General features: G+C 63.8%; 19 protein-coding genes and 3 tRNA genes. 12 read left to right on the forward strand and 10 right to left on the reverse strand.

Translation table 11 applies throughout. From position 1 onward, the window contains the following. Positions 1-113 precede the first annotated feature (113 nt). Positions 114-671, reverse strand: coding sequence for a Chromate resistance protein ChrB (locus BLQ73_RS22025; RefSeq protein WP_093173027.1), 558 nt, complete (start codon positions 669-671; stop codon positions 114-116). 438 nt (positions 672-1,109) lie between these two features. Between BLQ73_RS22025 and BLQ73_RS32620 the strand changes: the two genes are divergently transcribed. The 4 genes from BLQ73_RS32620 to BLQ73_RS32625 all read left to right on the forward strand — a co-directional run bounded on the left by BLQ73_RS32620 (position 1,110) and on the right by BLQ73_RS32625 (position 2,674). Next, positions 1,110-1,250: a DLW-39 family protein gene (locus BLQ73_RS32620; RefSeq protein WP_176955593.1), complete on the forward strand. Its 141-nt coding sequence runs from the start codon at positions 1,110-1,112 to the stop codon at positions 1,248-1,250. 38 nt (positions 1,251-1,288) lie between these two features. After that, the gene (locus BLQ73_RS22030; protein WP_245691270.1) at positions 1,289-2,011 is read left to right on the forward strand and encodes an HAD family hydrolase; all 723 of its coding nucleotides are present in this window, start codon (positions 1,289-1,291) and stop codon (positions 2,009-2,011) included. Positions 2,012-2,144: 133 nt separating this feature from the next. Further along, positions 2,145-2,217 (forward strand) — tRNA-Ala (locus BLQ73_RS22035). Between the two features lie 298 nt (positions 2,218-2,515). Further along, on the forward strand, positions 2,516-2,674 hold the full coding sequence (locus BLQ73_RS32625) for a hypothetical protein (RefSeq protein ID WP_176955594.1): 159 nt from the start codon (positions 2,516-2,518) through the stop codon (positions 2,672-2,674). A 207-nt stretch (positions 2,675-2,881) separates the two neighbouring features. Here BLQ73_RS32625 and BLQ73_RS22045 read toward each other — a convergent pair whose 3' ends face one another. Next, positions 2,882-3,223, reverse strand: coding sequence for a hypothetical protein (locus tag BLQ73_RS22045; RefSeq protein WP_093172891.1), 342 nt, complete (start codon positions 3,221-3,223; stop codon positions 2,882-2,884). Between the two features lie 898 nt (positions 3,224-4,121). After that, on the reverse strand, positions 4,122-4,532 hold the full coding sequence (locus tag BLQ73_RS22050; RefSeq protein ID WP_093172893.1) for a hypothetical protein: 411 nt from the start codon (positions 4,530-4,532) through the stop codon (positions 4,122-4,124). Positions 4,533-4,585: 53 nt separating this feature from the next. Here BLQ73_RS22050 and BLQ73_RS22055 point away from each other — a divergent pair, with 53 nt between their 5' ends. After that, positions 4,586-5,395 carry a GntR family transcriptional regulator gene (locus BLQ73_RS22055; RefSeq protein ID WP_093172895.1) on the forward strand — a complete coding sequence of 270 codons (810 nt, stop codon included), beginning with the start codon at positions 4,586-4,588 and terminating at the stop codon, positions 5,393-5,395. 293 nt (positions 5,396-5,688) lie between these two features. Here BLQ73_RS22055 and BLQ73_RS35075 read toward each other — a convergent pair whose 3' ends face one another. Then, positions 5,689-6,999 carry an ApeA N-terminal domain 1-containing protein gene (locus BLQ73_RS35075; RefSeq protein WP_420820030.1) on the reverse strand — a complete coding sequence of 437 codons (1,311 nt, stop codon included), beginning with the start codon at positions 6,997-6,999 and terminating at the stop codon, positions 5,689-5,691. Positions 7,000-7,669: 670 nt separating this feature from the next. Between BLQ73_RS35075 and BLQ73_RS31570 the strand changes: the two genes are divergently transcribed. Together BLQ73_RS31570 and BLQ73_RS32630 are read left to right on the forward strand one after the other, a co-directional pair. Next, the gene (locus BLQ73_RS31570) at positions 7,670-8,728 is read left to right on the forward strand and encodes an AlbA family DNA-binding domain-containing protein (protein WP_176955595.1); all 1,059 of its coding nucleotides are present in this window, start codon (positions 7,670-7,672) and stop codon (positions 8,726-8,728) included. Between the two features lie 271 nt (positions 8,729-8,999). Beyond that, positions 9,000-9,081, forward strand: a tRNA-Ala gene (locus tag BLQ73_RS32630). 592 nt (positions 9,082-9,673) lie between these two features. On the opposite strand, the gene BLQ73_RS22060 is transcribed toward BLQ73_RS32630, so the two are convergent. After that, positions 9,674-10,261, reverse strand: coding sequence for an ATP-binding protein (locus tag BLQ73_RS22060; RefSeq protein WP_093172897.1), 588 nt, complete (start codon positions 10,259-10,261; stop codon positions 9,674-9,676). 328 nt (positions 10,262-10,589) lie between these two features. On the opposite strand from BLQ73_RS22060, the gene BLQ73_RS34220 reads away from it, so the two are divergent. Next, entirely contained in the window at positions 10,590-10,856 is a 267-nt protein-coding gene (locus BLQ73_RS34220; protein WP_093172899.1) for a GntR family transcriptional regulator, read from the forward strand. A 100-nt stretch (positions 10,857-10,956) separates the two neighbouring features. Here the strand turns inward: BLQ73_RS34220 and BLQ73_RS22070 are convergent, their stop codons facing one another. The 3 genes from BLQ73_RS22070 to BLQ73_RS22080 all read right to left on the reverse strand — a co-directional run bounded on the left by BLQ73_RS22070 (position 10,957) and on the right by BLQ73_RS22080 (position 12,742). Then, positions 10,957-11,520 (reverse strand): GntR family transcriptional regulator, encoded by a 564-nt coding sequence (locus BLQ73_RS22070; RefSeq protein WP_093172901.1) that lies wholly within the window; start codon positions 11,518-11,520, stop codon positions 10,957-10,959. Positions 11,521-11,682: 162 nt separating this feature from the next. Then, positions 11,683-12,258 (reverse strand): ATP-binding protein, encoded by a 576-nt coding sequence (locus BLQ73_RS22075; RefSeq protein ID WP_093172903.1) that lies wholly within the window; start codon positions 12,256-12,258, stop codon positions 11,683-11,685. Continuing rightward, positions 12,245-12,742, reverse strand: a complete 498-nt coding sequence (locus BLQ73_RS22080) for an ATP-binding protein (protein ID WP_093172905.1) — start codon at positions 12,740-12,742, stop codon at positions 12,245-12,247. The genes BLQ73_RS22075 and BLQ73_RS22080 overlap by 14 nt, the downstream gene beginning before the upstream one ends. Positions 12,743-13,102: 360 nt before the next feature. Here BLQ73_RS22080 and BLQ73_RS22085 point away from each other — a divergent pair, with 360 nt between their 5' ends. The 4 genes from BLQ73_RS22085 to BLQ73_RS32635 all read left to right on the forward strand — a co-directional run bounded on the left by BLQ73_RS22085 (position 13,103) and on the right by BLQ73_RS32635 (position 15,408). Next, positions 13,103-13,924 (forward strand): helix-turn-helix domain-containing protein, encoded by an 822-nt coding sequence (locus BLQ73_RS22085; RefSeq protein WP_093172907.1) that lies wholly within the window; start codon positions 13,103-13,105, stop codon positions 13,922-13,924. Continuing rightward, positions 13,915-14,127 (forward strand): DUF397 domain-containing protein, encoded by a 213-nt coding sequence (locus BLQ73_RS22090; protein WP_093172909.1) that lies wholly within the window; start codon positions 13,915-13,917, stop codon positions 14,125-14,127. The genes BLQ73_RS22085 and BLQ73_RS22090 overlap by 10 nt, the downstream gene beginning before the upstream one ends. 626 nt (positions 14,128-14,753) lie before the next feature. Then, positions 14,754-14,969: a hypothetical protein gene (locus tag BLQ73_RS31575; protein ID WP_143020375.1), complete on the forward strand. Its 216-nt coding sequence runs from the start codon at positions 14,754-14,756 to the stop codon at positions 14,967-14,969. A 366-nt stretch (positions 14,970-15,335) separates the two neighbouring features. Next, a tRNA-Ala gene (locus tag BLQ73_RS32635) sits at positions 15,336-15,408 on the forward strand. Positions 15,409-15,420: 12 nt separating this feature from the next. Here the strand turns inward: BLQ73_RS32635 and BLQ73_RS33520 are convergent. Both BLQ73_RS33520 and BLQ73_RS33525 read right to left on the reverse strand, forming a co-directional pair. Continuing rightward, the gene (locus BLQ73_RS33520; protein ID WP_218125965.1) at positions 15,421-15,621 is read right to left on the reverse strand and encodes an ATP-binding protein; all 201 of its coding nucleotides are present in this window, start codon (positions 15,619-15,621) and stop codon (positions 15,421-15,423) included. 99 nt (positions 15,622-15,720) lie between these two features. Beyond that, on the reverse strand, positions 15,721-16,317 hold the full coding sequence (locus BLQ73_RS33525; RefSeq protein WP_093172911.1) for a TetR/AcrR family transcriptional regulator: 597 nt from the start codon (positions 16,315-16,317) through the stop codon (positions 15,721-15,723). Between the last annotated feature and the right edge of the window lie 12 nt (positions 16,318-16,329).

Raw genomic sequence — 16,329 nt, forward strand, 5'->3', positions numbered from 1 at the left:
TCAGGCCCCGCGTACGGCATCAGGCCCCGCGTACGGCATCAGGCCCCGCGTACGGCATCAGGCCCCGCGTACGGCATCAGGCCCCGCGTACGGCACGCCCGCCCGGGAGCGCGTCACAAACCGGCGGTCTCCGCCGAGCCCGCGCTGAGCCGTACCAGCATGCGCTCACACTCCGCCACCTTGCCGTGGGCCTCCGCCCGGCCCGAACCTCCCATCCAGTCCCGCTCCTCCACCTTCTGAAGCAGGCGGCGGAGCCTGTCGAGGTCCTGCCGCAACTCCTCGGCCCGCTCAGCCGTACGGTCGCCCTCCCCGGCCTCCGCCCGCCCCTGGAGCAGCGCCTCACACTCCTCGACCACCTCCGCATACTCCTTCGCCGAGTTCTCGCGGAAAGCGCTCACCAGGAAGTGCCGCTCCCGATCCTCAACGTGATCGAGCACGAACAGCATGCTCTCGCCCCCCATATGATCGATGCGCTCGCGAACCCGGTCGAGCAACTCGCGCACCCCCTCACGCTCCGGCAGCACGCACACCGCCTGCTGGACGTAAACCGCGCCCAGCCGCTTCAGCTCACGCCACACCGCGACCCTGCTCCGCGACGGGTGAGAGGGCACGCGGTAGATGAGCTGCAGGAATCGGCGATCGTATGGGGGCTCGTGGCCTTCCGTAGCCATGGTGACCAAGGCTATCCACCACCCCCGCGCTCGCGTGGCGACAAGCCGATCCCGCGTCATCCGATCACACACCGTCACCGAGCGCGGAGGAGGGCCCGGCGCGGCAACGTGGGGTGCTGCAAGGACATCCATGTAGCCATGGGATGATCATTACGACGGTAAATCCATGGCCGGTCCGGGACGGGGGCGCGCATTCATCGCGAAAGCCGTACATGATGGTGAGTGCTCGTGATCAGCGGTCGGGCCACCACAGCCGACCGTGTTCCAAACAAACGGAACAAGCGTGCGAGCGCCGTCTGACATGTAACGTCCATCACACAGAAGGACGTGACTTGGCAGACATCACCTAGCGATCGAACCGGGCGATGCCCCGATCACTTGCTAGGCTGCTGAACAACCGTTGGAACCGGGCGTCGTCTCACCCCGGCAGGTGAGACCGTGAAGAAGTGGGGTCACACCGTGAAGAAACTGCTCGTTCTGGCGCTGGTCGCTATCGGGGGGCTGCTGATCTGGCGCAAGGTGCAGGCCGACCGCGCCGAGCTCGACCTGTGGACCGAAGCGACCGGCAACGAGAACTGAACGCCCCGGCATCAATGGTCCATGATCACACAGAAGGTGTGACCGTCCCGACGGTCGCACCTATTCGCCTTGTGTGCCTGGACCTGGCAGTCACCACCATCGGCGACATCGCGCTCATCGAGCGCGCTTTCGCCGAGGCAATCGCCACCCAGGGCATAGTCCCCGGGACGGGTGCATACGCACGGGCCATGGTCCACGTGCACCGGTCCCGGGGGCGTTCCACGATCGACGTCTTTCGAGGCATCTTCCCCGCCAACGAAGCCCAAGCCCAAGCCGCCAACCTGACCTTCGAGCGCTCCTGCGAAGGCACCATCGAACGCGCCGGCCTCGCCCCACCCCCCGGCACCACCGAAGTCCTCGACAAACTCCGCGGCTCCGGCATACGCATCTGCCTCATCACCGGGCTCAGCAGGACAACCCTCAGCCGCGTCCTCGGCACCCTCGGCTGGGTCGACAAAGTCGACCTCGCCGTCTGCCCCGAAGACGCCGGCCGCGGCCGGCCCTGGCCCGACATGATCCTCCACTCCGTGCTGCGCCTCGGCATCGACGACGTCCGCCACGTCGCCGTCGTCGGCGAAACCGAAAGCGACATGATCGCCGGCCGCCGCGCCGGCGCCGGCATCACCGCCGGCATCCTCACCGGCGCCCACAGCAAAGAACGCCTCATCAGCGGCGGCGCCAGCCACATCCTCCCCGCCATCACCACCCTCCCCGACCTCATCCTCACCACCGACGCCCAACCCGCCGTCGGCACCCACTGACCCCACCCCGGTTCCCCGTCCCACTCACGGATGGGCGACCGCACCGAAGAGCGTTATATGCTGTCCTCGCGATGTGCAGTGGGCAAGAGAAACGGCACCAAAGCCTTCCCGCAGCTCACACCACACACGCAACGGGGCCTTAGCTCAGTTGGCAGAGCGCCTGCCTTGCATGCAGGAGGTCAGGAGTTCGATTCTCCTAGGCTCCACTCGGGTCGGGGCGACGTGTGTCCGCGGAAAGCGCGGACCGGGTCGCCCCTCGTCGTGTAGTGCGCGGCTTCGCCGCGCCGGCGGGGGCTTCGCCACCCGCACCCCCATCGCACGTGGTTGCTCGTGGGGCGGGGTTGGGGTGGAAGCGTGAGTGGCCAACCGGGTGGCCACGGTTCCCGGGGATCGCATCCATGGTGGGGTGGATCTGCTTGCGGTAGGCCGTCTCGGTGACCGTGGTGTTTCGGTGGCCGACGAGGCGACGACACCGCCGAGCGGTTGAAGGCATGGGACCGCGCGTTGGACGACCTGACCGGGGAAGGTCTGTTCGATCTGCGGATCAGCACCGTCCGGAGCAGCCTCGAGGAGGTTGCGCGGGAGATCGCCCAGGCTTACGCGGTCATGTCGGGCCATGTGCTGGTTCCTGCCGTGCAGACAGGTCAGGGAGACGCCCTCTGACCTCGGCCGGGACCACGGCCAGGCCCCACCAGGGCAGTCCCGGGACGCCGCCCCATCGATGATCCGTACGGCGCAGCCCGACCCTGTCCACTCCACACGCGTGTGAGCGCATGAAGGCGGCTTGGCTTCCGTTCCAGCCGTGGGGTAGGGCGGGGTTTCACGGCAGAGCCTTGAGGCCGTCGAGCAGGCTTTCCAGTACGGCGATGCTCACCGTGCCAGCGCGGGGGCGGGCGGTGACGAACCGGTCTTGGAGGTACGGCGGGGCAGGCCGCTTGTCGTCTCGCCAGGGCTCTCGTCGGTGGGAACCGCCTGGTCGGCAGCGGGCGGCGGAGCGAGCCGCGCCCAGGCTTGGGCGCGTGTCGTGATCTGGGCGGTGGTGGGCGGTTCGTAGTCGTGGCCGGTGAGGCCGCGCAGGACGACGCCGGGGTGAGCGGTGCTCGCGAAGCCGCACCCCAGGACGGCAGGGGGATGGTGCGGAGGGTGCCGCACGGTGAACACCATGGCGATGCGGACGGATTTGCCGTCGCCGGACGGGTAGGGCGGGGTCATGCGACTGCCCCCAAGCGCCGAAGGTCACCTCTCGTGGGCATGGCAAGGCGTTCAGCGGCCCGGACATCCGGGGGACGGGTGGGCGGTGGCACGGGGATAGGGGTGGGCGTGCCACCGCCCGGACGCGTCTGCCCGGCCCTCGCCGATGCCGGGGGACGCGTCAGGGAGAAAGCGTGAGGGGACAGAGACGAGGCGGCGGCAAGCAACCGCTTCCCCGTATCGCGGTGAGTTCGCGGCTTGTCCGCGAGGCTGAGCCGGACCGGTGGTGCCGCGGTGTGGCGCGTCTCGGTGTCTTCGCAGGCTGGCCCGGTTCGAATTGGGGCCGGATCGACGATGTGGGGGTACGCGGCGACACGGCGGGCGGGAACGCTCTTGGCCGGATGCGAGGCGTTGCGGGGTGCGTCCCCCATGAGATGCGCAGGGGTGTATCGCCCGTAGAGTCCTGTCCGCGGTTTCCTCACAGCCAGCGCATAGCGCCCAGGTCGCCGGTACAGCGTGCGGCCAGGCGTGGGCATGGTCAACGGGGCGTCCATGCTGTCGGCGGCGTCGCCGTACAACTCGGGCGCAGCCGCCGCCGGCGTCTCGACCGCGGGACCGTTGTCCTGTTCCGGGGAGCGGCGCGGCGCGGGGACGAGGGCGGGCTTGGGCGTGCCGTCGACCGCTGGGAGCCGGTACGGGCCGCTCTCACGCCGACGCTCCAGCCGTTCGGTGGCCAGCTCGGCGGAGGGCTGCACGTATTCGTGCTCGCCCATGGCGGTGCATCCGTGGGCGTAGGGGGGATGGCCGCACGAGGCGCACCCTTGTGGCATCGGCAGGGCCGGGTGTCCGGCGCAGCCGTCTAGGTCGGGAGGGGCGTTAAGGTTGGGCACGGGTCAGGACCTGCTTCCTGATCAAGGGCTCACTGGCGGTGTCGCATACCTTCAGTGGGCCCGACTTGTCTCGGTCGGTCGACGGGGCGGGATGAGGGAGCGGACGGGCGAAGTTCGACCCATGCCAGATGGCCCGAATCCGAATGCCGGGCGCCGAACGTGCTCGCGACCGCCGATATCGCCGCCCACTCGTTCCCGTCTTGGACAGGTCCACCGAAGTGGTGGACCTCGATGTAGATGGCGCCGTCGTCGGTCGGGGCGGCTTTGACGCTGATCTTTCCGGCGGGGGATGCGCTGCGTACGGCCATGGCCACCAGTCCTTCGACGGTGGCAGCGGCTACAGCGGCGAGGTCGGGTTGCCAGAGCCGGGCCATGGGGAGCAGCGAGGCCCTGGCGCTTTCGGGGCTTTCTGCGGTGATCGGGAGGATCTGCTCATACATTCCGCATCCTTGATGACACAGCTTGAGCTTTAGGGTCATCAGCTTGCAGGCTGATGACACCACCTGTCAACCTGTCCTACGTGGATCAGGAGCCCCTGTACCGACAGATAGCCGACAAGCTGCGTCGGCAGATCACCAGCGGGGAGTACGCCCCAGGCGCGCAACTGCCCTCAAGGCCCGAGCTCATGCGCGCGCACGGAGTGTCCGACGCCGTGGCCAAGCAGGCCATCGGCGTGCTGGTCGCCGAAGGGCTCGCCGTCGCAAAACCGGGCAGCGGCACCTACGTTCGTGAACGCCCCCAGCTCACGCGCCTGGTCCGCGCCTGGTACAGCGGAGTCCGCAAAGGCTCACCCTTCGCCGCCCAGATGGAGGCCGAGGGCAAACGCGGAAGCTGGGACTACGAATCCAGCACCGCCCACGCGCCGGCCCCAATCCGGACACGGCTCGACCTCCCCGAACCGGCCGACGAGAAGAACGACGTACTGCGCACCCGGTACGTGTTCAAGGCGGACGGCGTCCCGGTCATGCTGTCGACGAGTTGGGAACCGCTCGACATCACCCGCGGCACCGCCATCGTGTTGCCCGAGGAAGGCCCGCATGCCGGGCGCGGGGTACAGGAACGCATGCTCGCCATCGGGCGTGCCGTAGACGCCTGGATCGAAACCGTCGGCGCCCGCCCCTCCACCGCCGACGAGGCCGCAGCCTTGCAGGTGCCGGCCGGATCAGTGGTCCTCACCATCGAACGGACCTTCCAATCCGGAGACCGCTTCGTCGAGACGGCCGATATCGTGTTGATCGCTGATCGCTTCCAACTCGTCTACTCCGGCCGAGCCGGCGAGCACACCAGCCCTATCGGCGAGTGACCGATCCTCACACGCGTACATCGCTCAGGGGCGTACTCGAAAGTAGCCTGGCGGTTGCCCTGTGCCGGATGAGAACTTTCTTTACATCTTTAAAGGCGGCCCGCTGCGCGGCCCGCCGCGCGTCGGGCGGTCACGGGCCGCGCTGCGGCTCTTCGGCCGGTCGCGACCCGCACCGCCCACGCGCTGAGAGCACTCAAAGGGAAATCCTGACCAAACTCGTCACTAATACAGTGAGCGCTGCTGGGTTGTAACCTACCCTGGCCAGACAGGAAAACCAGACGATTTGCGTAGCACTATGTGTAACGAGCTTGCAGCCGCTCGCCGAGGTTGTAAGTCCTGTGGCTCTGGAAGATTCGACGGCTAGGTTCCTTTGTTCGTGCTACCCGGTTAAGTAGGTCCGCTGCGAGAAGTAATCTTCCGCTGCGAACGAAATCCGAAATCTTGCTCGGGTCGACCACATATGTTGCCTCGTGTTTGAGCTTGTTGTATGTCTGCCAGAAGTCGCTAGCCCATTTTTCGGGATCACCAACCCATTGGGAAAACGATCTCCCTATATGAGCAGCAAGAGCCTTGGTGAAGTGGTTATTCGCCCATGCCGCTGGTCGATTACATTTAATCCAGTACTCGATGCCAGCGGCGATATCGAGTAAAGATGCTTCGGAAGTCGCAGGGCCGAAGCGGTAGCGATTTACTACAGGCCCAACTGCGCGCGGGTATGTGTCACAGAGTTTCACCCAACGTGCGAGCCCTGCAATTCCCCCGACTGTGGCAAGAGTGAACAGTGGTCTATGGTTCATGGATCTAGGGCCTGCGACGCCCGCTAGTGGAACCATGAGCGCGCCATTCCAAAGTTCTGGGCGATCGCTATTGTTGGTGGCATTTGGCTTTAAGTGAAGTTCGGCCGAACCTGAGCTTGCAGCCACGAATCCTTCCCAGGCCAAATTCATCATATTCTGAATATGAAGCAAGGGGCGAAGGAGGTCCCAGATGTCACGCGGACGAACACTGGCACATGAGATAGATATAGGGGCGCTGAGTTGGCGAAGGTCCTCCGCCCCTCCCACGTTCCATGTTGTTGAGAGTAGCAGATCTCGGCCCTTGGACGTCCTGTGACTCATTGGAGGAGGCGACTTCAGTTTCACTGTCCAAGATTCGAATCGTCCGTTCTGGTCGGTCTCGTGACTCTCTTCCGTGGCGGTCAATCCAGCCCAAGTGCCAATTCCATGGAAATTCGCTGTGATGCTGAGTAACTTTGCACTCTGGAGCTCATCGATTGGAATGCTGCCAATAGCGGTTCGGGCACGGTACCGCTTTGAAGAGATTCTATAACCGCTCCGTAGGGTAGATCCGGACGACTGAGTCTCAAGAAAAAGTATTGACCTCTTTGGGAGTATGGCGACCAGTCCAGATGGACTGATCTCGTTCTCATTCTTAAGTTGAGTCGGCCATGGCCTCTCATCGATTGTCTCGATCACCAGCCATCCAGCATCTTGGCGAACGTATCCGCTCTCGGGATTTCTCCTGAGGTTTGGTTTCGATGTCCGAAAGGGCCAAAAGTGTCCGAGTCCACCCTGTAGATCTTCTTTGATTGAGGAACGCATCATCAGACTCCGTCCTTGGTCGAGATTGCCGTCGAGCTTACCTCGGTAAGCGGGCTAGACTAGCCCATGAGGTATATTTTCAGGTAGGGATTGGTAAGCGCTGAAATCCTGAGCCGGACGGGTCCGCTTTGCGTACAATAGATCGGGACTATGGTTCATGCGGGTAAGTCTCCACATGCGATTTGAGATTCATTCCACTATGCGCGAGGTATCGGCCTACCGCCCTATTGTCATGGGGTGGTCTGGCGCCGTGCGGCGTCGGGGGGCGTTCGACAAGCTGCGGTTTGTTCCTCACCACGGCTTTGCGGGAGTGTTGGCGCTCGACGATGCCAAGAACGGTCGGTACATTCACGTTTAGTTGATATCTGATCTGATCACTGCGGTGACTAGCGTCAGTCGCGGCCCGTGCCGCCCACATGCCTAACCATCACAGCAATCAGCCAGACTTACAGAAGACTCCTGACCAAGAATGGTCAGAAGGAATACGTGCATCGCTATAGGCGGTAACCAAAGCATGCCTCAAGCGGGGACTCCGACCATGAGGTGATGGGCCCGCTGGCATATTACGAGGTAAGGTGGTAGACGAATGCTCCATCGGGTCAGGTACTGTACCAAGCCTAGGGGAATTTCGATTGCGACCTGCGGTCGAATTCCATGGGCTTACAGGGACCGCTTGCTTGTTTTCCGCGAGATAGTTGAGCACGCATCGGCGACATCCTTGAGGCGCGCACTTCTTCAAGGAGTAGGCATTGGTGAAGCCGATATCGAGGAGAGCAATAGACAGCGCCGCCCTCCGGTGGCATCTGGGTGGGAAGCAGTAAAGGAGGCACTCTACCCGTGGCTTGTCGCTATAGATTTTGCGGATGTACGAGAAGAGGACCGTGATCCTGATGCAGAAATAGTTTTCATGGAGCCCGTATCGCTTCGCTTGATGAAAAGCGGAAAATTCCAAGTTCAAGTACTGCTTGGTCAGGTATTTTTTTCTTCTAAGCCAACCAGTCGGTCATACTTGCCCATCTTGCGCGAATGGGTCATTCGCAGGAACGCCAGGCTAGTATTTTTGGGCTTCGATGAGGTGGATGGGTTGGTAGCCCAAATAGATATACCTTCGTGTAAAGGCATGTCGGTGGGGAGTCTGCGGAAGCTCGGTCTGGACTTTCTGTCTGCTGTCCGGCTTCTGGAGACAGGACATCCAGATGCCGAGCTTCTTTTAGCTGCCTTAGCTGCGGGCGAGATAGACTCGCTCCACCAATACGAAAATTTGTGGGTGGAAGTGAAGGAGCGAGACTATCCGCAAAGCGCGAAGGGGAAAATCGAGTTCGGGCAGGACGTGACGAGGTTCGCTAACGCGGAGCGCGGCGGGATACTAATCCTTGGCGTTGGGGAAAAGAAGGACGGCAGGGGTTCAAGGATCAAGAAGATTCACCCAATCTGGAAAAGTGTCTCTGAGGATAAGCGCAGAAAGATTCTCGACTCGGTTGTCTATCCTCCCATTGAAGGATTGCGTGTCCGTAATCTAGAAATTGAAGATCGACGTGGAACTGGGACGATCGTGGTCATTGAGGTGCCTCCGCAAAGGGAACAGTTGAAGCCATTCCTTGTACATGGGGTTATCCTGGGAGGTGAGATTGAAGGTTCGTTTATTGGGATAGTTCGACGTCGTGGTGAGGATAGTATCGTCGTCAATATAGCTGAGATTCATTCCATGATCACGAGGGGGCGCGCGAGATAACACTTCCTATCCGCCGGCGGCAGGTGCCTGGGACGCATCCGGCCGGAGGATGAAGCCGTAACGATCGCTCACTTCGCTACTCGCCAATCGTGGTTGGGGCGATCGACGCCGAGGCCCTCCTTCGTCGGGCCCCGGCACCGGTGGTCTTGGTGTTGGTCACGAGGAGGGAAGGTGCTGATCCGCTCGCATGCGCTGAGTGACAAACTGAGTGACAACGGCCCCGGACGCAGGCGGACAATTATGGATCCGCTCGGACGGTATACGCAGGTCAAGCCAAGTGCACCTCATGCTCCGGGCCTCCCACGCCCTGCCTTGCATGCAGGAGGTCAGGAGTTCGATTCTCCTAGGCTCCACTCGGGTCGGGGCGACGTGTGTCCGCGGAAAGCGCGGACCGGGTCGCCCCTCGTCGTGTAGTGCGCGGCTTCGCCGCGCCGGCGGGGGCTTCGCCACCCGCACCCCCATCGCACGTGGTTGCTCGTGGGGCGGGGTTGGGGTGGAAGCGTGAGTGGCCAACCGGGTGGCCACGGTTCCCGGGGATCGCATCCATGGTGGGGTGGATCTGCTTGCGGTAGGCCGTCTCGGTGACCGTGGTGTTTCGGTGGCCGACGAGGGGCGGGATCTACTCGGTCGGCATGCCGGAGTCCGACAGCAGGGATATGAAGCTGTGGCGCATCTCCTTGGGCGTCCACTCCGAAGCAGTCAAGGAGCTTGTGGAGGTCGCGCCGCACGTTGCCGGCGCTCGGAGCCGTGCCGTTCTTGGTGGTGAAGACCAGCCCTTCGCCCAGTTCGACACTCACGTCGGCCCGGTCGATCCGGTCATGCTTCCAGAGCCTCCGCAGAGTGTCTACGGCGCGTTGCGCCGACTTGAGATTGCGGCGGGACTGAACGGTCTTCGTGTGCGTGGCTGCCACGTGTGGTGGGGCCTGGCCGTGGTCCCGGTCGAAGTCAGGGGGCGTCTCCCCGACCAGTCCGTACGGCAGGAGCCGGCGCATGGCCCGACATGACCGTGTGGGCCTGAGCGATCTCCCGCGCGACGCTGTCGACGCTGCGCCGGTCGGTACTGATCCGCAGATCGAACAGCCCTTTGCCGGTCAGGTCGTCCAACGCGCGGTCCCATGTCTCCACCCGCTCGGCGGTGTCGTCGTCCCCGCGTGCGCGGGATCGGCGTTCGCATACCTCACGCGGCACCCACAGCAGCACCCGCAACCATGAACCACGGGCGGTGAGCCGGTGAAGGTCGGCGACGCCGCCGATATGCACGATGGGCACCTGTCCGGCGTTGGCCATGCGGTCGAGGTCGGCGGTGTCGACGGCGTAGATGTTGCCGTAGCGGTGGGTCTCCACCGCGAGCCGCCCGGCCTCGCGTAGTTCGTCGAGCCGCTTGGTGCTGACCTGCTCGTATTCGTCGGTGCGGCCGTTTCCGGCCTTCAGCTTGCGAAGCAAGGTATAGCGCGGGTCCAACCGGTGAAGTGTTTCGGTGACCGTGCTTTTCCCGCTGGTGGGCGGGCCGTACAGAACGATCCCGACCGTCACGCGAGAATCCGCTTGAGCGAATCGCCGGCGTCGGTAGGGCCGGATGCCCGGCACAGCCGCCGTGGGGCGTTGGGGCATCAAGAAGGGCTCATCGTCGGCGTCGCATCCGTTCAGTTGGCCCGACTTCTCGGCGACCGGGGGCTCAGCCGAACCCCGCCATGGCGCCCGAATCCAAATGCCGGGCACCGAACCTGCCAACGAGGCAGGCTCACCCACTTCCCGACATGCCATAGAGAGCAGAGTAGACAGGCCTGTACATGCCTGTCTATGCCATGGCATTCCATGGTCATCATGGGTGTGCCTGACCAGGGCTTTCTATGGTTGGATCGTGATCGACTTCCAGCCCGACCGCTACAGATGGCAGCAGATCGCCGATGTACTGCGCACACGGATCACTGACGGGACCTACCCGCCCAAGCATCTGATCTCTGAAGTTCAGCTCATGCAAGAGTTCGGGGTCGCCCGTGGAACCATCCGGAAGTCGATGAAGTGCCTCAGGGATGAAGGACTGATCTACACCGTGCCTAACCTCGGGTCGTTCGTCGCGCCACCCGAACACGAGAAAGATCCCGAGCCGGAGGCGACCCGCGACTAACGCAGCAGTGCCGTACATGGCGGCACGGACTTGTCGTCAGCCCACCTAACCCGAAGCTTTTGCACTCAACCCACGACCGAGCCCAGGCGGCGATTAGCGCTCAGGTCGGGACGCGGGTGGCCCGCCGGAACGGAACGCATGTCCCGGCTTCTCGACCTTCCAAGTGCTCGTGACCTTCAGTGAGAGGAAGCGGGCCGTGTCGTTCATCGTCATTCCCCGCCGCCTCTGTGCGGTCAGCGACGAAGGTCCCCTTACACGCCACTGTGTACACCCACTGCTCATGGCGGAGCAACGCCAACGCCGTTCGTACGGTGTCGCGGGCAACCCCGTGTTCGGCTGTCAGACATGACTCACTCGGTAGTCGGTCGCCCGGTCTGAGTCGACCGGTCCGGATCTGCTCGCGCAGACCGGCGGCGACCTGCTCGCTCCTGCGCCACGGGCGGTGCCGGGGAATGGTCCTGGGACCGACATAGGAGCCTTCAGCCCGAACCGTGTAGACGGTCTCTTCCGCGCGCAGCAGCGCCATGGCCCGGCGTACGGTCACCCGGCACACGCCGTACCGTCCGCATAGCTCGGCTTCGGAAGGGACGGGCTGGCCGGGGGCGAGCCTGCCGGCCTGGATGTCTGCTTTGATCTGGTTGGCGATCTGCCGGTATGGGGGCATGGAACTACTCCCGTCGTAGAGATATGTCTTGTGCGTGGGTCCTGACGTGCTGAGCGGCAACGCCGATGGCCGCCGCGCTATCGAGGGACCAGCCAAAAGAAGGGGCGGATGCCATCGGGCGAAGGACTCACCCCAAGGAGAAGGTCGGAGCCTGGCTGGCGTTCAGAAATCGGAATCCTGCGGGTCACTGGTCGGGAACTCCGCACTCATCGGATATGTCCGCTCACCGAACGGGGCATCCCAGTACCGGACTTCGTCGGCCACGCCATGGAGCACCCGTAGGGCGAGGTCGTTAGCCGTATCTTCCGGTCGGGCCATCACCGAGCTGTGGCGCTGTCGGTAGGTCGGGATCCCGCTGGGGCCGCAGTCGTACACCGTCACCCGCGAGCTTTCGCCGTGCCTGCCGTACTGCTGGACCTCCACGATGAACGACGCGAAGAACGGTCTGTCCCCGCCCCGTGCGATCGCCACATTGGCCAGCTCGGACACCGCCGCCACCGCGTCGTCGACCCGCGGGTGGTCGAGCATCGCGCAGCGCACGAACTCCCGCGCCCGCCGTACCTGGTCGGGTCGGCAGGGGAACAGCCGCCGCCACACCATCCCTCCAGGAAGCAGCGCGTACACCGCCGCCACCAGCCGGGGATCGTCCGCACCGGTCGGCGGGACGAACAGCCGCCCCCGGGCATCTTTGAACACCGGCGCCGGGATCTCGCCGGCCCCCGACTCAACCGCACTCATCGTGCACCGCCACCGGACAGCGGCCCTGGTCGTGCATGGCGAGTTCGAACCACACGCCGGTGCCGTGCTCATCCGCGTAGCAGCCCCACCGGTCGGACAACTCTTCCACCAGCAGCAGCCCCCGCCCGTGCTCATGCTCCACGCCCCTGCTACCGACCTCCACCGGTACCGCGGGGCCATCGTCGATCACGTCCAGTCGGACCCGACCTCGCGTGAAGTCCAGGTTCAGCAGCACCGTCACCTCCCCGTCCCGGGAGCAGGAGTGCGCCACGGCGTTGGCCACCAGCTCGCTGGCCAGGAGCACCACCACCTCGGCGGTCTCGGCCGCCACCTTGTCCAGTTTCAGGAACCCGTGAACCCACCGCCGCACCGTGGCGAGCTGAGCGGGAGAACCCGGCACGTCGATGCGACGCGTACACCAGGACGGACGTCGGACCTTCGCCGGCCAGGGGGCGTCACCCCACCCGACCCCGACCACCCTCACGACGCCACCGTCGTGGCCGTTCGGAGTACGTCGAGAGGAGCCCGCAGGTTCGGGCCCACATCGACGGGGGCGATGTGCTGGTCTTGCTGTTCGATTCTTCTACGATTCCTCATTGAATGACCGCCTTATCGTGGCGATTGGGTACCTCGACCGCATTGTCCGGATCGCAGCGGAAATATAGATCGGGTTGTGCAATCCGCAGGGTCGCGCCTGTCTCTTTGGCGCGATGACCTTCCACAGAATGCCTCTGTGCCGATAAATTGAGGAGAGGAACCGAAAGCACAGCCATCGGACATTTTTTGTGGTGATGGGTGTGCAACGCAAGGTGACTTTACTCAGGGACGATTGGACGGACAGGCTATGCCGGCCCCCATCGAGCTCGACCCCACCACCAGCCCGCTCGCCTTCTTCGGCGCTGAACTGCGCAAATGCCGCGTCAGGGCCGGGCTTTCGCAAGAGCAGCTCGCCGAACGCATCGCGTTCAGCCCGAGCCTGGTCGGCTTCATCGAACGTGCGCAGCGGATGCCGAGCGAAGACTTCGTGGCCCGATGCGATGAGGCGTTAGGGCTGTCCGGTGAACTCCACCGGCTTTGGCCGCTCATCAGCAGGGAATCAAGCCCTCCCTGGTTTCGTGAGTGGCTGGAGGTCGAGGAGAAGGCACACACGCTGCGCGCGTGGGAACCACTCGTGGTGCCAGGACTTCTACAGACCGAGGACTACGCGCGGGCGGTAATCCGCGGGGAACCGGGACTTCCCGAAGAACAGGTGGAAAAGGCGGTCACTGCCCGACTGGAACGTCAGAAGATCCTCAGCCGGACGGACCCGCCCATGCTCTGGGTCATCCTCGACGAAGGCGTACTGCACCGCCCCGTCGGAGGCCGTGCCGTCATGCGCCAAGCAGTAGAACACCTCCACCAGGTGGCCGAGTCCCCACGTGTGGCAATCCAAGTGGTGCCCTTGGCCATCGGCGCCACGACCGGGATTACCGGTGGCTTTGTCATCGCCCAGCTCCCGGAAAGCACTGACGTTGTCTACTTTGAATCCGCGGGCCAACCGCAGGTCTCGGAACGAGCCACCGATGTCAAAGCCGGACATGCCAGATACGATGCGATACGAGCAGAGGCCCATCCGGTGCACGTATCCATGTCAATGATCAGAGAGGCAGTGAAGGCGTGGAACTGAACGACGAGTTGAAGTCCGCACCCTGGCGCAAGGCCACCAAGAGCGCCTCCAACCAGGGAAACTGCCTCGAAGTCGCACCGCTCTCCGACGGCCGCGTAGCCATCCGAGACACCGAAAGCCCCGACCAGCCACCGTTCGTCGTCCGAGCCAGCGTCTGGGACGCCTTCGTCGACGGGGCGAAGAAGGGTGAGTTCGACTTCTAGGCTGCTTGCGGCACAGCCCTGGTCGTCCCAGCCTTGCTCCTGGACGGATGTAACTACTTAGTGTAGTCACCCCTGTAGCCCTCGGCCGCCGAGTATCGGAGACGTTGCGATGCTATGCCACGGCGTACGTCATGGGCCCATTGACATGACGGGTAGTGCGTCAGCCATGTCTACGCCGGATGAGACCCCGCGGATCGTGACTGAAGCCGACACCACCAAGCCTGAAGGCATCATCCGGCCAGGACACGACTTGATGGCCAGTGGCGGATGAGAACTTTCTTTACGTCTTTAAAGGCGGCCCGCTCCGCGGCCCGCCGCGCGTCGGACGGTCACGGGCCGCGCTGTGGCTCTCCGGCCGGTCGCGGCCCGCACCGCCCACGCGCTGGCGAAGTCGGCTTGCTCTTGCAAGTGGCTAGGTCCGGAATTTGTGGGAGCCAGCACCACGTCGCTGCTGCGTGGTAGCTACGGACAAGGGCCACTGCGACGAGCACCGAGGCGCTCGGCGAGCCAGGCGATAACAACCTGCCCGACAGCAGCAAGCGACAATGGGGAGCCCCCTGCCACTCGTATCCATCAACGACTAAGCCGCACGATCCGCAAATGGACAAGAGCATAGCTAGCGCGTAATGCTGGACGGCATGCCGCGCAAAAAACCAATCCCATCCCCTGTAGTGCTACTGATCGCCGCACTTGCACTATGTGTTGGTGGCCTCACAGTCTGGACTGTGGTCAAGGTTGCTCTCTATGTGGGCGGCTGGCCAGCGCTTGCCGCTCTTGTGGTCATCATCCTGGCTCTCGGACTGGGAACTTTCATCTTTATCCGCACCCGAAAGCGCCAGTGAGAGCCCTGTCTCGCCAGCCTGATCGGATGGCAAGACAGAGCTCACGCAAGTGTTATTTAGTGGAGCGAAAGAAGGCAATGCGGTTTTGTCGGCATGCTTCCATCAATGACGAGTGCTATGAGTATGTGCCGGAGTATCCGGTAAGGTTCACCAAGGGGCATTCTGCAGAACCGATAAGGCATAGGGCGTTTGCGTAGTCTCGCCGGTGCACGTCGGTTACTATACCGCCGTTGTAGATATAGATGTGATGGTTAGGCATCTGGCGATGATTCCCGGAAAAGATTGACCAGTTACCACCTTGGGTGACCTTCATTGAAATAGCACCGTCGATTGCCCCGATGGAGCAGAACGGGTTGGCTGCGTGGTTTACCAATGCTCTGGGCCTCGCAGGATCTGCCTTGCATGCAGGAGGTCAGGAGTTCGATTCTCCTAGGCTCCACTCGGGTCGGGGCTACGTGTGTCCGCGGAAAGCGCGGACCGGGTCGCCCCTCGTCGTGTAGTGCGCGGCTTTGCCGCGCTGGCAGGGGTCGGCTTGTTCGGCGTAGCTCAGCAGGTGGGACTTGCCAGTGCCGGAGTCCCCGATCAGGTACAGGGGAAGGCCCTTTTTAACCCAGTCGCAGGTGGCGAGGGTGTCAAGGAGGCGACCGCCGATGGGACGGGCAGGCTGGTCGGGCTGCTCATCTGAAAGACGTGTGGCGGCTCGGACGTGGTGGTTGTGTGAGGGCGGAACTCGGGGTGCGCGCCCGGGGGGCTACGTCGAGGTCGTGGCTGGCCTGGAGGGTGTGGCGATGTCAGATGCCATGAGGCCGCGTAGCGCGAATTCCACGTGCCGGGTGACAGTGCTTCTGGTGTCGGGGAGGAGTTGCGCGACGCGGGTCAGACCCAGCAGTTGGTAGGCGATGTCGCTGGCGGTGACATGGGCGGCGAGGGTGTGATCGTGGCGTGCGCGGTCGACGGCGTCCTGGCCGATTCGGGTGAGGTGGGTGATGCACCGCTGCAGGTCCTCGTCGGCCGGTGAGCCGCTGGTGAGGACATCGATCATCGCCTTGTTGTCGGCGAGCTGCGCGATGGTGACGGTGAAGAACTCACGTAGAGCGTCAGCCGCGGTTCCGTCCCCGGGGAGGCCGGCATCAGCAAGGGCGGCAAGGTCAGTGCCGGTCACGGCGTGCACGAGATCATCTCGGGTGGGGAAGTGTCGGTAGAGGGTGCCGATTCCGACGCCGGATGCGGCTGCGATCCGGCGCATGTCCGCGCCCATGCCTTCCTCGCGCAAGACCTGTGCGGCGGCTGCGACGATCCGGGCGCGGTTGGCGACCGCGTCGCGTCGCTGTCTGCGCTCTCCTGCCATGAGGCCATGATA

Source organism: Sinosporangium album, from assembly GCF_900100605.1.
GTDB classification, from domain to species: domain Bacteria; phylum Actinomycetota; class Actinomycetes; order Streptosporangiales; family Streptosporangiaceae; genus Sinosporangium; species Sinosporangium album.

Bases quoted from the DNA above. Each gene is read 5' to 3' on its own strand.
- BLQ73_RS22045 (WP_093172891.1), bottom strand. From the start codon at position 3,223: ATGACCCCGCCCTACCCGTCCGGCGACGGCAAATCCGTCCGCATCGCC.
- BLQ73_RS22075 (WP_093172903.1), bottom strand. From the start codon at position 12,258: ATGAGTGCGGTTGAGTCGGGGGCCGGCGAGATCCCGGCGCCGGTGTTC.
- BLQ73_RS22050 (WP_093172893.1), bottom strand. From the start codon at position 4,532: ATGTATGAGCAGATCCTCCCGATCACCGCAGAAAGCCCCGAAAGCGCC.
- BLQ73_RS22055 (WP_093172895.1), top strand. From the start codon at position 4,586: ATGACACCACCTGTCAACCTGTCCTACGTGGATCAGGAGCCCCTGTAC.
- BLQ73_RS35075 (WP_420820030.1), bottom strand. From the start codon at position 6,999: ATGATGCGTTCCTCAATCAAAGAAGATCTACAGGGTGGACTCGGACAC.
- BLQ73_RS22070 (WP_093172901.1), bottom strand. From the start codon at position 11,520: ATGCCCCCATACCGGCAGATCGCCAACCAGATCAAAGCAGACATCCAG.
- BLQ73_RS31575 (WP_143020375.1), top strand. From the start codon at position 14,754: ATGCTGGACGGCATGCCGCGCAAAAAACCAATCCCATCCCCTGTAGTG.
- BLQ73_RS33525 (WP_093172911.1), bottom strand. From the start codon at position 16,317: ATGGCAGGAGAGCGCAGACAGCGACGCGACGCGGTCGCCAACCGCGCC.
- BLQ73_RS22085 (WP_093172907.1), top strand. From the start codon at position 13,103: ATGCCGGCCCCCATCGAGCTCGACCCCACCACCAGCCCGCTCGCCTTC.
- BLQ73_RS22025 (WP_093173027.1), bottom strand. From the start codon at position 671: ATGGCTACGGAAGGCCACGAGCCCCCATACGATCGCCGATTCCTGCAG.